Below are 16,586 nucleotides of genomic sequence, written 5' to 3' on the forward strand. Positions count from 1 at the left end.
TAACTAACTTACTGCATTTTGAATCTAAAACCAGCCTTATCAGAATGTTATGAACAAGTTTGTGATTTGTTGCAATGGATGCTTAGACCATCAATTAAAAAAGGGAGCCGAAGGCTCCCTAGGTAAAGTGCAGTTTGATTACGCTTCTACAGGCTTAGCTTTAAGGCTCTTAAACAACTTCATAAATAGAGGGCTGAATAGAACCAACACCGCAAGGATGGTAAAGCTCATAGTAATCGGGCGCTCCCAGAGGAAACTTAGTTCGCCGTCACTGATCATAAGTGCACGTCTTAAGTTCTCTTCCATTAACCCGCCTAGGATGAAGCCTAGCAATAGAGGCGCCAATGGGAAGTCGGCCAATCTCAATCCTATTGCTGCCATTGCTACAAGCAATATGATAAAGACATCCATAGTGTTAAACGACACCAAGTAAACACCAGTAATTGAGAAGAACAGAATCATAGGTAGTAACACGGTTCTTGGCACAGCTAGCAGTTTAGAGATGTATGGGATTAGCGGTAGGTTTAAAATCACCAGTACGATGTTACCGAAGTACATAGAAATGATAACCGACCAGAACACATCAGGGTGCTCAACGAATAGACGTGGACCTGGCTGAATACCGTAGGCAATCAAAGCACCAAGCATAATTGCTGTCGTACCTGAACCTGGGATACCAAGTGTTAATAGAGGAACAAACGAACCGCTAGAAGCTGCGTTGTTTGCAGATTCAGGTGCAACAAGACCACGGATGCTGCCTTTACCAAACTCTTTCTGCTTCTCTTTTGGTGCTAGACTACGTTCCATACCATAGCTTAGGAAAGCTGCGATAGTGGCACCAGCACCTGGTAGTACGCCAGTAAAGAAACCAAGAATAGAAGAACGAATCGATACAGGAGCTACGTCTTTAACTTCTTCTTTAGTCACTTTCATGCTGCCGATGTCGGACATTTTACGGCTTTCTTCTTCACTGGTGTCTTTTTGAGGTTTAAGCACACCCATCAGAGTTTCACCAAGCGCGAATGTTGCCATCGCAAGTAGTAAGAAGCTAAAGCCGTCCATTAAATCGGTCAAGCCGAAAGTGAATCGTTCAACACCGACACCTTTATCGATACCTACCGTTGAAAGCATTAGGCCTAGAATTGTCATCATCCATGCTTTGATCACTTGTCCCGGTCCAGCAAAGGCTGCAACTGCCGACAAGCCAAGTAGCATCAGCGCAAAGTAGTCTGAAGATTGGAAGCTTAGCGATACGCTTGCAAGCGCTGGTGCCGCGATAAGAAGCATGATTGCTGATAGCGTACCACCAGTAAATGAAGAGTAAGCCGCCAGTGCAAGTGCTTTACCTGCTTGGCCTTTTTGCGCCATTGGGTAGCCATCAAATGCAGTTACCACGGTTGATGAACATCCCGGCGCATTGATGAGAATCGACGAAGTTGAGCCGCCAAATACCGCACCATAATAAACACCAGCCATTAGGATTAGACCTGATGAAGGTTCTAAACCGTAAGTGATTGGGATCATTAGCGCGATCGCAGAGATAGGCCCTAAGCCCGGTAGCATCCCGATAAAGGTACCAACGAAACAGCCCACGATCACCATCATGATGTTCATCGGCATTACCGCGGTCGAGAGTCCTTGTAAAATTCCATCTAACATAATGCGGTTCCTACCAAAGTGTGTAGATAAGCCCAGGTTCTAGATAGATATCTAATCCCTGAGTTAATAGAAGATAAAAAACGATGACAAACGGAAATGAAGCACCAATCAGGATTGGTTTTCTGCGCTCACCCAGTAGGTAAAAGCCTGCTAATAAGAAGAAGCCGGTTGCCAGTACAAAGCCTAGATAGGTAAGTCCAACGCCATACAGTGCCATTAGAACTAAGAAACCGATTAACAGCTTCCAGTTAAGTGGTGTGGTATCGCAGGATTTCTTCGGTTCTTGTTTTCCGGTTACGAGTAAGATCAGCGCCAGAACAATACCCGCAAAGGTGAGTAGGGTTGGTAGTGTTCGTGCTGTAAAAGGTTCGTATTCATCACCGGGGAACAGTGGGATAAGGGTTGTCTGGTAGCCGTAGCACAAGCAAACCAATAGGAACACTAGGGCACCGATTCGATCGCGAGTGAGTAGGTTCTCTTTGGATAAGAACGTGTTCGATTGTTCCGACATATCCAACTCCATAAAAAATAAAAAAGCCATGCATGAGCGGGTTAATGAAGAATGTCTAGGATCACTAACGGAATGTAGGAAGAGAGTAGTGCTCAACTGCCTACAAATTACAAAGGAGATTGAGTGAACTCATGCATGGCAAAACAGAGAATAAGGAAGGGGGAGCTGTCGATTCCCCCTAAATAGCTTTGTTACTTGAGGAAGCCAAGCTCGCGCATTAGGTCGCCCATTTGCTTCTCTTGGTCTTCTAGGAAGGAGTAGAACTCTTTGTCGGCTTTGTAGTTGTCGATCCAACCATTACGGTCGCGAACTACTTGCCACTCATCAGTGGTGTACATTTTGTTAAGCGCTTGGTTCCACTCATCAATTTTCGCTTGGTTTGTGCCAGGTGCAGCAAAGAAACCACGCCAGTTAGCAAACACAGTTTCATTGCCGTACTCAGTTAGCGTTGGGATGTCTGGTGCTGCATCTAGACGTTTAGGCGCTGTCACAGCTAGTACTTTTACTTGGCCAGATTTTGACATCTCCAACACTTCACCAAGGCCTGTTGAAAGCAGTTGAGTCTCACCAGATAGTAGAGCTGCCATCGCTTTACCGCCCGCATCGTAAGCAATGTAGCGAACTTTCTTAGCGTCAAAACCTTCACCTTTAAATGCTGCTGCTACGACTAGGTGGTCCATACTGCCACGTGCTGAGCCACCAGCGATTTTGACTTTACGAGGGTTAGATTCGAACTCTTTAACCACATCTTCCCAAGTATCGTACTTAGAGTCTGCTGACGTTACGATCGCGCCATAGTCCGCAATGGTTGCAGCAACAGGGGTTAGGTCACGGAAAGATTGTGGAAAAATACCAGTTAGAGAGCGAACAACAATCGGTGTTGAGTTGACCATAAGCGTATCTTCTTGACGCTTAGCCGTTTCAATAAGGTGTGCAATCGCTTTACCACCGCCGCCACCGGACAGGTTTTGGAAAGAGACATTTTCTACGATGTCAGACTTTACCAATACATCGCCAGTACCACGAGCAGTCATGTCCCAACCGCCGCCTGCGCCGCCAGGAATTAAGAAGTGGATTTTCTCTACGTCTGCCGCAAAAGTGTTGAATGAGAAGGTAGCGGCGATCACAGTCGCTGCGATAGAGGGTTTCATTGCCTTGAACATGTTTCACGTTCCTTATGTATTGTTCTCTTAGTTAAGCGAGAAACTTATTGATGTATTAACTACTGGGTATTGAGCGAAGTTCAAATAACCAGTCGATGCTCAAAGGTTAATGCTGTGTTAATGAATTGTCTTTAATGTGGTGATATTGAGGATAAAGAGCATTGAATTAATAAAGTTCATAAAGTTCATGGCTCGCAAATCGGATGATGAAGCATCTTTTTGACATGAAAATATGTATAAAATAAGACGGCGCTAATAATAGATTTATAAGATAAACGTAAGATAAAAAAGAGAAATTTCTATTGAAGAGTAACGGTAGCTGATTTTTGTAAACTTGTGAGAACGAAACCTGAGAGTTATCACGTAAAAGATCTAAATATATAGAATATTGTATTGATATTGGAAATGACCGTTAACATAATGTGATAACAAGGCTTAATAACTGGGTGGGAATTCTCCAAAATCACCCAACAACTCTTAAGGATCTAAGAGGCAATTGTTCAAGGATAGAAGAACATGAAAGATGCAAAAGTTTCGTTGCGGTTTACCGTGGGTGGAATGTTTTTACTTGCAACTATATTGACGGCGACCGTCGCAGTTTCACTTCAATATTATTTCAGTAAGACGATGGCAACGGAGCATACCTTGTCGAAACTGACGATGGTGTCCCAAGAATTAAGTGATTATGTTGAAGCGATCGATTCTGATGCGATCAACACGGCGCAGCTGTTGTCTTCTGTTAATCGTTCCATTAGTAGCCAGATATCGAAGCAAGAAGCTCGAAATATTCTGTCTGAAGCGATCAAAGACAACCCACTTTTCTATAGTATTTATATTGGCTCTTCTAACGACGACTTCTTCCAAATCATCAATCTCGACTCCTCGCCAATTGTTAGAGAAAAAATCAATGCTTCAGAAACCGACCGTTGGGTTGTGATTGAAATTGCAAATAGCTCTGATGGGCGACTTCGCTCTACAAGTTATTATGATGAGGCATTTAACCTTCGTGATGTCGTAACTGAATCGAGCAATTATTTCCCTACAACGCGTCCTTGGTATATCTCAGCTTCGACTGATGTAGTCGGTAAGACTCAGCCTTATCTTTTCCAGCATCTTCAGATTACAGGACAAACCTACTCACTGGCATTCCAATCGAAAAATGACCAAAACAGCCAGCACGTGATTGGCATTGATATTGTGTTGTCTTCATTGGCCAACAAACTTTCAGCAACAGCACTAGGGCTAGAGGCGGACAGCCAAGTTGAGTCTTTTTTATATTCAACGTCGGGTAACATTATTGCGACTAACCGAAAGCGAGAGCCTAAGTCATCCGCTTTTGAAGTTAAGCCACTTTATCTTACGAGTAGCCAACAAGCCTTGGTGAGTGAGACGGGGCCAATCCAAATCTCTAACCAGAATGACTGGGGGCCGATGGACTTTTCTGTGTCTGGACAACCCAACGGCTATGCGATTGATATGTTGAAGTTGATTAGCCAGCAGACGGGCATAGAGTTTAAATATGTGAACGGATTTTCATGGCAAGAACTAACCGATAAGTTTCGAGAGGGTGAGTTAGATGCAATACATTCGACCCTCAAGAATGAATCAAATGGTGTTGTAGGGCATTACAGTCAACCTTTATACCAATTGCCTTTCTCTGTGGTGACCAGAGAGCAAGATTCTGGCACAACCACATATCAAGCGCTCGCCGGTAACAAAGTCGCGATTCTGTCGGGTTGGTCAATCACCGAGGAGCTTAAACAGCAATACCCCAAGGTTGAGCTAAGCTCATTTCCAAGCCTTAAGGCCGCTTTTGACTGTGTGGAGAGCAAAGCATGTGATGCAGTATTAGATGTTAAACCTGTCTTAGATTTTGCTCTTGAACGTTTTTTCCATTCTGGGCTGCGCAATAGTGCTGAGCTGGTGGATCTTCAACAAGACTACGCCAGTGACTTTTATCTGGTGCTGGGAGAGGAGCACCAAGCGCTACTCCCAATCATCAATATGGCATTAGACAGCATTACGCCAAAGCAGAAGGCCGCGTTAGAAGCTAAATGGTTTCATCACGAGGCGATTGATAGCGATACAACAGTGCCTTACACCGAACTTTATGAATTGATACCTTCGGCAACATTGGAAGGTCAAATGAACCAGATTCAGCTAAATGGAGAGAGTCGCCATCTTTACTTGCGCAAGATAGAGACAGGAGAACACTACTCAGAATATTTTGCTGTGGTCATACCGGAACAAGAGATCTATCAAACCGTACATAAACGCGTCGCGACTTCGATTGGCATTACTGTGCTGCTGATGGCACTTACCCTGCCAGTGGCGTGGATTTTTGGTGCTCCGATTGTTCGCCCAATTCGCAGGCTGCAAGAAGAGACGCTTAAGATAAAACAGCGACGCTATGATGACGTAGAAATGATCGAAACTCGTATTAAAGAAGTTTGGGACCTCTCTGTGGCTGTGAAAGACATGGCTAATGAAATCAAAACGCACGAACAGACACAAGAGGAGTTTGTTGAGGCGTTTATTAAGCTTATCGCACAGGCTATCGATGACAAATCTCCTTACACGGCAGGTCACTGTAATCGTGTTCCAGAGCTCGGCATGATGCTGGCAGATGCGGTTGAAGCCTCAGATGAACCGCTATTTAAAGACTTCAAATTTGCCAATAATGATGAAAGACGTGAGTTTAGAATCGCAGCTTGGTTGCATGATTGCGGCAAGATCACTACGCCAGAGCACATTGTGGATAAAGGCACTAAGTTGGAAGCCAACTACAATCGTATTCACGAAGTGAGGATGCGTTTTGAGGTGCTGTGGCGAGATGCAGAAATTCAAGCGCTTGAGAAGCAACTGTCACAACAACAAACCAAACAAGAAAGCGAGAAAGAGCTAGCAGAACTTCAACAAACGTTAATTGAAGATTTTGAGTTTATTGCGACATCTAATGTGGGTGGTGAATTCATGAGTGATGAGAAAGTTGCACGTATTCACCAGATCGCCAACAAAGTCTGGTATCGCCATTTTGATGATCGCTTAGGGCTTTCTCCTGTAGAGGCGTTAGCTCATAAAGGGGAGGCGAGTACGCTACCAGCGAAAGAGCAATTATTGTCTGATAAACCGGAACACATCATTCCGAGAGAGCGAACTGCCGAATATGATCCTAAACTAGGTATTCGAATGGCGGTTCCTGAGCACCAATACAATCTAGGTGAGGTTTATAACCTGTCGATTGCCAGGGGTACATTGACGGCGGAAGATCGCTTTAAGATTAACGAACACATGATAAGTACGATCAAGATGCTCGAGAACTTACCTTTCCCGAAAGAACTGAGTCGCGTACCACGTTACGCTTCGACTCACCATGAAACATTAAAGGGAACGGGGTATCCACGTAAATTAACGGCGAAGGATCTGTCGATACCAGAACGCGTGCTGGTGATATCCGATATCTTTGAGGCTCTCACGGCATCAGATCGTCCATATCGTAAGGCGAAGCCGATCAGTGTCGCTGTTAACATTATGCACAAAATGGCGTTGGATGAGCATATTGATATTGAGTTGTTCCGACTATTTTTGACGAGTGGCACGCATCTTAGGTACGCAAAGGCGTATTTGAAGCCTGAACAAATAGATAGTGTAGATATCGAACAATATATGAATTGAACGGCGAGGAGTATATGAGGCGCTAATAAAGACTTAATTGTTATTGTGGTAAAGCTCAATTAAAGGATTGTAATTGAGGTTATAGAAATATATCGTATGAAGTACTGCTCATGCAGAGTTTTTTATAATAATCATTAACACGGATGTCTGGCTATATGGATAAGGTCTACGGAGCAGAGAAGAAGTTCTCTATTCGGTTTACGGTGGGTGGCATGTTTATCGTTGCCACAATTATCACTGCAATATTAGCGATCTCTTTGCAGTATTATTTCAACAACAAGCTCGCCACAGAGAATACACTCACCAAGTATTCTATTATTGCCAATAATATCAGCGACTATATTAAAAGCTCGGATGGTGAGAGCAGTTACACAACAGGATTATTGGCATCGATTCTGAGAGCAACCGATGACCGGCTTGATCAAGAGACATTAAAGAAGATCTTCGCCGATGTGTTGTCGAATAATGCGCAAATCTACAGTGTCTATTTGGGGGAGCGGGACGATAACTTTTTCCAATTGATCAACCTTGAGTCTTCTCCTATCGTTCGAGAGAAAATCAATGCAGCCCCTCAAGACCGCTGGGTTCTAATACGCATTTTTGACCAAGGCGATCAACGACTAAAACAAACTCACTTTCTGGATGAAAACTTTAACGTTCGCCATCAAATTTCAGAAAACAGCAACTACTTCCCAACTCAACGTCCTTGGTATGAAAGTGCGACAGAGCTGGTAAGTAAGACTGAACCCTACCTTTTTCAACACCTAAAGATCACAGGTCAAACCTTTTCTGTGGAGCTACCAGAGCATCAATTAGTGCTGGGTGTTGATGTTTTGCTCTCCTCTTTGTCTGATAAAATGAAAGGCATTTTAGCCAGCTCTGGCGCTAGCTCTGGAGTTGAAGCATTTGTATTTCGACGAAATGGCGAAGTGACTGCGACTAACCTAGCACCGAACTTTGCAGACGAGATGCCTCAAGGCGTGCCTTTAGAGCTCACCCAAACTCAGCGAGAGCTTATCGAGAATACGCGCTCATTAAAAGTGTCAAACCAGATGGCTTGGGGGCCCATGGATTATGCTATCTCGGGTGAGCCAAGAGGTTATGCGATTGACTTACTGAAAGAGCTTTCACGCTCAACTGGGCTGAAGTTCGAGTTCATTAACGGGTTTACTTGGAATGAGTTATTGCAGCAGTACAGCGACGGTTCATTAGATGTGCTGCACTCATTGCAGAACAACAACCAAGGCTACGCCACAGGGGCGTTCAGCGATCCCATTTACCAACTGCCTTTTGCAATCGTAGCGAATAAGCGCTTAGGCAAGATTGAATCGCTGAAAGAACTCAATGGTAAACGCTTAGCGATTCTGTCGGGTTGGTCAATCATTCCGGAATTTCGTTCTAAGTATCCACAGATTGAGTTGGTAGAGTTTTCAAACATCAACGACAGCGTACATGCTCTAAAAGCAGGAAAGGTTGATGGTTTTTTGGATAGCTCGGCAATTCTTAAATCCGCAATCCAGCAATACTTTTTGGTTGATATGAAGCTCAGCGAGGGTATTGAGGAGCTGGTGGAAGACTTCCCATCCAATTATCACATCTTGATGCAAAAAGGCGATCAGGATGTCGTTGAAATCATCAACCTAGCTATTGCGAACATCAATGCGGAGCAACGCACTTACTTAGAAGAAAAATGGCTGAACCCTAACAAGAAGATAGCCAAAGAAGACATGCGCCGAGTTCCGTATCTAGAGCTGTATGAATTTGCTCATACTGAAGCTCTACATGGACAGTTGGTGAAACGTAACGTTTCGGGCATCGACAAATACATCTACATCACACCAACCCGTGCGCAGGGGGATGAGTATTTTGCGGTGATTGTTCCAGAGAGCATCGTGCTGGCCCAGGTGATGGACAAGGTCGCGAAATCGGTATTAATCACCGGAGTGTTCCTGTTGGGCTTGTTACCATTGGCGTGGCGCTTTGGTTCGCCAATTGTTAATCCAATCACCACCCTGATTGCGCAAACAGATCTGATTAAAGAGCGTCAGTATGATGATGTGAGACCTGTTAACACGCGTATCTCAGAGATCGATGAGCTGTCGACAGCGATTGTTGATATGTCAAAAGAGATTAAACGACACGAAGAAGCGCAAGAGGCGTTTGTGGAAGCCTTCATTAAACTCATCGCACAAGCCATCGATGACAAATCTGCGTATACGGCAGGGCACTGTAACCGTGTACCAGAGCTAGGCTTGATGTTAGCTGAGGCTGCAGAGCGGTGTGAGAGTGGTCAATTTAAGTCGTTTAAGTTTAACAATGATGATGAACGACGCGAGTTTAGAATTGCCGCTTGGTTACATGATTGCGGTAAGATCACAACGCCAGAGCATATTGTCGACAAAGGCTCTAAGCTAGAAGCGAACTATAACCGTATCCATGAAGTTCGAACCCGATTTGAAGTTCTGTGGCGTGATGCTCAAATCAAAGCGCTAACTCAACAATTGGAAGGTCAACTCAGCGAAGAAGAGATCGATAAACAACTCAAACTGGCGCAAGCTCAATTGCAAGATGACTTCTCATTCATTGCGACTTCGAACGTGGGTGGTGAATTCATGAGTCAAGATAAGGTCGAGCGAATCAAGCAGATTGCTGACATCACATGGACGCGTCACTTTGATGACAGACTGGGTCTATCGCCAATTGAGGAACTCAATAAGCAGGGTAACACTCGACTACCCGCTACCGAGAAGCTGTTATCGGATAAGCCTGAACACATTATTAAGCGCGACCGTCCAATTGAGTTTGATCCTAAACATGGGATTAAAATGGATGTGCCTGAGTACTTATATAACCAAGGGGAGGTTTATAATCTGAGTATTGCTCGTGGCACGCTGACGGCAGAAGACCGCTTTAAGATCAACGAGCATATGATCAGTACCATTAAGATGCTTGAGAATCTTCCTTTTCCTAAAGAGCTCAGCCGTGTACCTCGTTACGCGTCAACTCATCATGAAACATTAAAAGGGACAGGTTACCCGCGTAAACTTAAGGCAGATGACCTGTCTATTCCTGAACGTATCTTGGTTATCTCAGATATTTTTGAGGCGTTAACGGCCGCAGATAGGCCATATAAGAAAGCCAAGCCTATCAGTGTGGCTGTCGACATCATGTATAAGATGGCGTTAGACGAGCACTTAGATATCGATTTATTCAGACTGTTCTTAACCAGTGGTACGCATATTCGTTATGCCCAAGAGTATCTAAAACCAGAGCAGATCGACGATGTGGATATTGAAAAATATATGGAGCAGGACGTTCTCTTAAAAGCGGTTTAGCTTCCCCAATCACCCCCCAGTCAACCCAAATACAGGCGTACCAAAGTGTGCGCCTTTTCTATACCTGATGGTTTTCTTTTCTAAATACCCTTTTTACACATCAGATTGTCGACCAAAACTCAGGGTCTCAAACTATTGTCGACAGTGTCTTTTTCCTCGAAAAGCTTAGAAATACGCTTAATTATAAACATTGGTCAATTAAATCATGTGTTTAGCGTAAATTATGTGTTTCTAAGATACGATCTGGATAAAAAGTGTAGGGCTATACCTTAGTCTAAATTGTCGACAATATGCTTGATTGTTGACAGGTTGGCAGGCTATCTTGTTATCAATGTTGAATGATTGTTAACAATTAGCGCAATTCTAAAAACAATCATTAGAGATGAATATGTAGGATTAGGGTGAAAAGAAGATGGCGACGACAGCAGTAAATACCTTGCTTAACGATGACCCTAAGTTAAAAGGGGGCGACAAAGAGCATACTAAGTCAGCAAGTCTGACGGAGTATCTGATTGAAGCCATCGTTAGTGGTGAACTTGAGCCGGGCGGAAAAATCTCTGAGCCAGAGTTGGCTAAGCGATTTGAAGTGAGCCGTGGCCCGCTACGTGAAGCAATGATGAGAGTGGAAGGGCTTGGGCTGATTGAGCGTATTCCTCATGTTGGTGCTCGCGTAATTACCCTTTGCGAAGAGAAGCTGATCGAGCTCTATTCCGTACGAGAGGCACTTGAGGGCATGGCAGCGAGATTGGCGGCTCGATACATCACAGCTGAAGAGTTAATGGGTTTAGAAGGGCTGCTACTGACTCACTCAAAGCACATTGACCAAGTAGATGGCGCATCTTACTTCCATCAGCACGGTGATTTTGACTTCCATTACCGAATCATCAAAGCGAGTCGTAATAGTAAGTTAGAGGCGCTTTTGTGCGATGAGCTTTATCACTTGCTCCGCATGTACCGCTACCAATCTCCTCGCGCTCAATCACGCCCTATTGAAGCACTTAACGAACACAAGTTTATTCTGCAAGCAATCAGCCAACGAGATGAAGAGTTAGCAGAAATGTTGATGAGAAGACATATATCAGGCAGTCGCCGCCTTATTGAGCAGCGATTGCAAGTTAAACAGGACGCTCAATAAATCGAGTGAATCTGAAATTCTTACTTAAAGCACATATAGCGTGATGACTGCACCTGTTCGCAGTCACACCAACAGAAATCGAATACATCAGGGAGAGAAATCATGAATCTATCGCCAGGAGCTAAGTTTCGTGAAGCGGTTGCAAACAACCATCCGCTGCAGATCGTCGGAACCATTAACCCTTATTGCGCCATGATGGCGAAAAACCTAGGGCATCAGGCTATCTATTTGTCAGGAGGTGGTATTGCCAATGCGTCTTACGGACTACCAGATTTAGGTATCACTACATTAAACGACGTGTTAGTGGATGTAGAACGCATTACCAATGCGTGTGACCTGCCTCTGCTGGTTGATATTGATACTGGCTTTGGCGGGGCATTCAATATCGCTCGTACTATCAAAGCGATGGAAAAAGCTGGAGCCGCGGCTGTTCACATGGAAGACCAAGTGGCGCAGAAACGATGTGGCCACCGTCCAAATAAAGCCATTGTGAGCCAAGCTGAGATGGTCGACCGAGTAAAAGCGGCGGCAGACGCAAGGGTAGACAGCGACTTTGTGATCATGGCGAGAACAGACGCTTTGGCCGTGGAAGGCATCGACAGTGCGATTGAACGCGCAATTGCATGTGTAGAAGCAGGCGCAGATATGATCTTCCCTGAAGCGATGAATCAACTTGATCAATACGTGAAGTTCTCAACAGCGCTGCAATCTGCAACAGGCCGTCATATTCCTATCTTGGCCAATATTACTGAGTTTGGTCAGACACCATTATACAACTGCAAAGAACTGGCAGAGGCTCATGTCGACATGGTTCTGTACCCGTTGAGCGCCTTTAGAGCGATGAATAAAGCGGCAGAAAACGTCTACAAACACCTGTTAGTCGAAGGCAATCAAGAGGCGCTGCTAGATTCAATGCAGACACGTAAAGAGCTTTACCAGCACCTGAATTACCACGATTACGAGAATAAGCTTGATCAGCTGTTTGCGAGTGACGAGAGCGAATAGAGCGGCTCAGTAACGCAATTAGAAATAACGAATTTAAAGAAACATTAAGAATACTTAATCCAATAACGTGAAACGGTTAGCTAGACCTACAACAGCCAAGTGACTCTATATTTTGGATGAAATATGCGCTTAGGACTGAATCAAAAACGCACCAAAGAGTGCAGGCAGCTAACACAGAGAAGGAGTTCATCATGACCACTACATTGAGCAACAAAGCAAGTGTCGAAGAGAAAGCGCCAGCTAAGGCACCGATCGGCGGCGCGGGTCTTCGAGGCCAAAGTGCAGGCGAGACCGCTTTGTGTACCGTAGGTAAATCAGGTACAGGCCTGACCTACCGCGGTTACGACATTACAGACCTTGCCAACAATGCCCAGTTTGAAGAAGTGGCGTACCTGCTGCTTAGAGGTCACCTACCGAATGCGAAAGAGCTTGATGATTACAAGACCAAGCTTGTTGGCTTGCGCGGCTTACCTGAATCATTAAAAGCAGCGCTTGAGTTAATCCCTGCGGATGCCCACCCAATGGATGTGATGCGCACGGGTTGTTCCATGCTAGGTAATATTGAGCAAGAGACAGATTTTACTCAGCAGCTTAATGCGACTGAGCGAATGCTTGCGTTGTTTCCAGCCATTATCTGTTACTGGTATCGCTTTAGCCACGATGGCGTAAGAGTAGATACTGAGGATCACAGTGAAGCGTGTATCGGTGGTTACTTCTTGAAAATGCTAACCGATGAAACCCCAACTGAGCTACATAAGCAGGTGATGCACTGTTCACTTATCCTTTACGCTGAGCATGAGTTTAATGCTTCAACGTTTGCGGCGCGTGTTTGTGCTTCGACTTTGTCCGATATTCACTCTTGTGTGACTGCGGCGATTGGTACGCTGCGAGGCCCTCTGCATGGTGGTGCGAATGAAGCTGCGATGGAGATGATTCAAGATTGGCAGACACCAGAAGAAGCGGAATCCAATATCATGCAGATGCTTGCTAACAAAGACAAAATCATGGGCTTTGGTCACGCTATCTACCGTGAAAGCGATCCACGTAATGCTTTGATTAAGCAATGGTCTAAGGCGCTTTCTGAAGAAGTGGGTGACACTAAACTGTATGCAGTTTCAGAGCGCGTTGAGTCGGTAATGAAGCGCGAGAAAGGACTATTCTGTAACGCTGACTTCTTCCATGCATCGGCGTACCACTTCATGGATATCCCAACTAAGCTGTTCACTCCTATCTTTGTGATGAGTCGTTTGACTGGCTGGGCTGCGCACGTGTTCGAGCAAAGAGCGAATAACCGTATCATTCGCCCAAGTGCGGACTACACGGGCCCTGAGCACCAAGAGTGGTTGCCTATCCATTTGCGTTAACTGTAACGATAGACAGAGTGGATTGCTCTGTCGGCAATGGATGTCGTCTGGCTCTATTTGGACGTCATCCACCTTTATCGAGCAGTGAAGTTACGCCCAATATGGAGGGGCGATTATGACCGAATATACCCAAGACCGTGAGCAGTGTCGAAATCAATTTCGAAAAGTGTTGCCGGGAACTAACCTTGAATTTTATGACGTACGTGACGCGGTTGAGCAACTTGCTCCCGGTAGCTACGACACCTTACCTTACACCTCTAAAGTTCTGGCTGAGCAGATTCTAAGACGTTGTGATATCGACTCACTACAAGCCAGCCTAGAGCAGATCATCGAAAGAAAACGAGAGCGTGATTTCCCTTGGTATCCTGCTCGTGTTGTTTGTCACGACATCCTTGGCCAAACTGCATTGGTTGATCTCGCAGGCTTGAGAGATGCAATTGCGGATCAGGGCGGCGATCCAGCTAAAGTAAACCCTGTGGTTGAGACACAACTGATTGTTGACCATTCATTGGCTGTTGAACACGCCGGCTTTGAAGATGACGCATTTGATAAAAACCGCGCAATTGAGGAGCGCCGTAATGAAGACCGCTTCCATTTTATCGAGTGGTGTAAAACGGCATTTAAGAATGTGAATGTTATCCCTGCGGGTAACGGGATCATGCATCAGATCAACCTTGAGAAGATGTCGCCAGTTATTCAAAACAAAAACGGCCTAGCATATCCAGACACCTGCGTCGGTACCGATAGCCATACTCCTCACGTTGATGCACTAGGCGTTATCGCGATTGGTGTTGGCGGACTAGAAGCTGAAACTGTGATGCTGGGTCGACCATCAATGATGCGATTGCCTGATATTGTGGGTGTTAAGCTTACTGGTCAGCGTCAAGAAGGTATTACTGCAACAGATATCGTGCTCGCGATTACTGAATTCTTGCGTAAAGAGCGTGTTGTCTCTAGCTACCTAGAGTTTTTCGGGGAAGGGGCGAGAGCCTTGTCGATTGGTGACCGTGCGACGATCTCTAACATGACACCGGAATATGGCGCGACCGCGGGTATGTTCTACATCGATGAGCAGACCATTCAGTATCTCAAGCTAACGGGGCGTGAGCCAGAGCAGGTCGATTTGGTAGAGCGCTATGCTAAGCAAGTTGGGCTTTGGGCTGATGATATGACTTCAGCGAAATATGAGCGTGTGCTTGAGTTTGATTTGTCGCAGGTCGAACGAAACCTTGCTGGCCCGTCTAACCCTCATCGTCGACTACCAACTTCTGAGTTACAGCAACAAGGAATCAGCCATGAAGAGCTGACTGAAAGCGACGACGATCAAATGCCAGATGGCGCGGTGATCATTGCTGCTATCACGTCTTGTACTAATACCAGTAACCCAAGAAATGTGGTTGCAGCAGGCTTAGTCGCTAAAAAAGCCAACCAGTTGGGGCTTGTTCGCAAACCGTGGGTGAAAACCTCGTTTGCTCCGGGTTCGAAAGTGGCCAAGCTTTACCTTGAATCGGCAGGCTTGTTGGATGAACTTGAAACGCTGGGCTTCGGTATTGTCGGCTATGCCTGTACGACCTGTAATGGCATGAGTGGCGCACTTGATCCGCAGATTCAACAAGAAATCATAGACAGAGATCTTTACACCACAGCTGTGCTATCTGGAAACCGAAACTTCGATGGTCGTATTCACCCTTATGCCAAGCAAGCGTTTTTAGCATCTCCTCCACTAGTTGTCGCTTATGCGCTTGCAGGGACAATGCGCTTTGATATTGAGAAGCACAGCCTTGGCAATGATGCGTCGGGCAATCCGATCTATTTGAGCGACTTATGGCCAAGTGACGAAGAGATCGATGCAGTTGTAGCGCAACACGTGAAACCACAACAGTTTAACGACATCTACATTCAAATGTTTAAGTTGGATGAAGGGCTGTCAGCCAGTGAGCCTCTATACGATTGGCGTCCGAAGAGCACGTATATCCGTCGTCCTCCATATTGGGAAGGCGCTTTGGCAGGGGAGCGTTCGCTGAAAGGAATGCGACCACTGGCAATTCTGGGTGACAACATCACCACAGATCACCTTTCTCCGTCTAATGCGATTCTCGCGAGCAGCGCAGCCGGTGAGTACTTAGCCAAAATGGATGTGCCAGAAGAGGATTTTAACTCTTACGCGACTCATCGAGGCGATCACTTAACCGCTCAACGTGCCACCTTTGCTAACCCTAAGCTCTTTAATGAGATGGTCCAAGAAAATGGCAAAGTGGTACAAGGCTCACTTGCTCGTATCGAACCTGAAGGCAAGGTAACACGCATGTGGGAAGCAATCGAAACCTACATGGATAGAAAGCAACCGCTGATCGTGATCGCTGGGGCCGACTATGGTCAAGGATCATCTCGAGACTGGGCTGCTAAAGGTGTTCGCTTGGCTGGTGTGGAAGCGATTGTTGCTGAAGGTTTTGAGCGTATCCACCGTACCAACCTAGTCGGAATGGGCGTTCTGCCGCTGCAATTTAAAGCTGGGGAAAATCGCAATACGCTCAAGCTAGATGGCACAGAACTGTTTGATGTCCATGGGGATATCACACCGGGCGCAGATCTCGCATTAGTTATTACACGTCAGGATGGTAGCCGAATGGATGTCGCAGTCACTTGTCGTCTGGATACCGAAGACGAAGTGCATGTCTATCAAGCTGGTGGCGTACTTCAACGCTTTGCCAAAGACTTTTTGGCTCAGTAGGGAGGCAT

9 protein-coding genes are annotated in these 16,586 nt (G+C 45.5%); 6 read left to right on the top strand and 3 right to left on the bottom strand.

The window, feature by feature from the left end:
• Nucleotides 1-138 precede the first annotated feature (138 nt).
• The 3 genes from FIV04_RS06550 to FIV04_RS06560 form a co-directional block, all read right to left on the bottom strand.
• Nucleotides 139-1,659, bottom strand: coding sequence for a tripartite tricarboxylate transporter permease (locus tag FIV04_RS06550; RefSeq protein WP_152468621.1), 1,521 nt, complete (start codon nt 1,657-1,659; stop codon nt 139-141).
• Nucleotides 1,660-1,669: 10 nt separating this feature from the next.
• Nucleotides 1,670-2,170: a tripartite tricarboxylate transporter TctB family protein gene (locus FIV04_RS06555; protein WP_152468622.1), complete on the bottom strand. Its 501-nt coding sequence runs from the start codon at nt 2,168-2,170 to the stop codon at nt 1,670-1,672.
• A 191-nt stretch (nt 2,171-2,361) separates the two neighbouring features.
• Nucleotides 2,362-3,333, bottom strand: a complete 972-nt coding sequence (locus tag FIV04_RS06560) for a tripartite tricarboxylate transporter substrate binding protein (protein ID WP_152468623.1) — start codon at nt 3,331-3,333, stop codon at nt 2,362-2,364.
• Between the two features lie 516 nt (nt 3,334-3,849).
• On the opposite strand from FIV04_RS06560, the gene FIV04_RS06565 reads away from it, so the two are divergent.
• The 6 genes from FIV04_RS06565 (at nt 3,850) to acnD (ending at nt 16,578) form a co-directional block, all read left to right on the top strand.
• A complete protein-coding gene (locus FIV04_RS06565) occupies nt 3,850-7,008 on the top strand; it encodes an HD domain-containing phosphohydrolase (protein ID WP_152468624.1) in 3,159 nt (1,052 codons plus the stop codon).
• Between the two features lie 155 nt (nt 7,009-7,163).
• Nucleotides 7,164-10,343: an HD domain-containing phosphohydrolase gene (locus tag FIV04_RS06570; RefSeq protein ID WP_152468625.1), complete on the top strand. Its 3,180-nt coding sequence runs from the start codon at nt 7,164-7,166 to the stop codon at nt 10,341-10,343.
• Between the two features lie 412 nt (nt 10,344-10,755).
• A complete protein-coding gene (locus FIV04_RS06575; protein WP_152468626.1) occupies nt 10,756-11,478 on the top strand; it encodes a GntR family transcriptional regulator in 723 nt (240 codons plus the stop codon).
• A gap of 102 nt (nt 11,479-11,580) precedes the next feature.
• Nucleotides 11,581-12,483 carry a methylisocitrate lyase gene (prpB, locus tag FIV04_RS06580; protein ID WP_152468627.1) on the top strand — a complete coding sequence of 301 codons (903 nt, stop codon included), beginning with the start codon at nt 11,581-11,583 and terminating at the stop codon, nt 12,481-12,483.
• A 191-nt stretch (nt 12,484-12,674) separates the two neighbouring features.
• Nucleotides 12,675-13,847 (top strand): 2-methylcitrate synthase, encoded by a 1,173-nt coding sequence (prpC, locus tag FIV04_RS06585; protein WP_032549153.1) that lies wholly within the window; start codon nt 12,675-12,677, stop codon nt 13,845-13,847.
• A gap of 115 nt (nt 13,848-13,962) precedes the next feature.
• A complete protein-coding gene (gene acnD / locus FIV04_RS06590) occupies nt 13,963-16,578 on the top strand; it encodes a Fe/S-dependent 2-methylisocitrate dehydratase AcnD (RefSeq protein WP_152468628.1) in 2,616 nt (871 codons plus the stop codon).
• Nucleotides 16,579-16,586 lie beyond the last annotated feature (8 nt).

The organism is Vibrio sp. THAF190c, from assembly GCF_009363355.1.
Lineage (GTDB): Bacteria > Pseudomonadota > Gammaproteobacteria > Enterobacterales > Vibrionaceae > Vibrio > Vibrio fortis_A.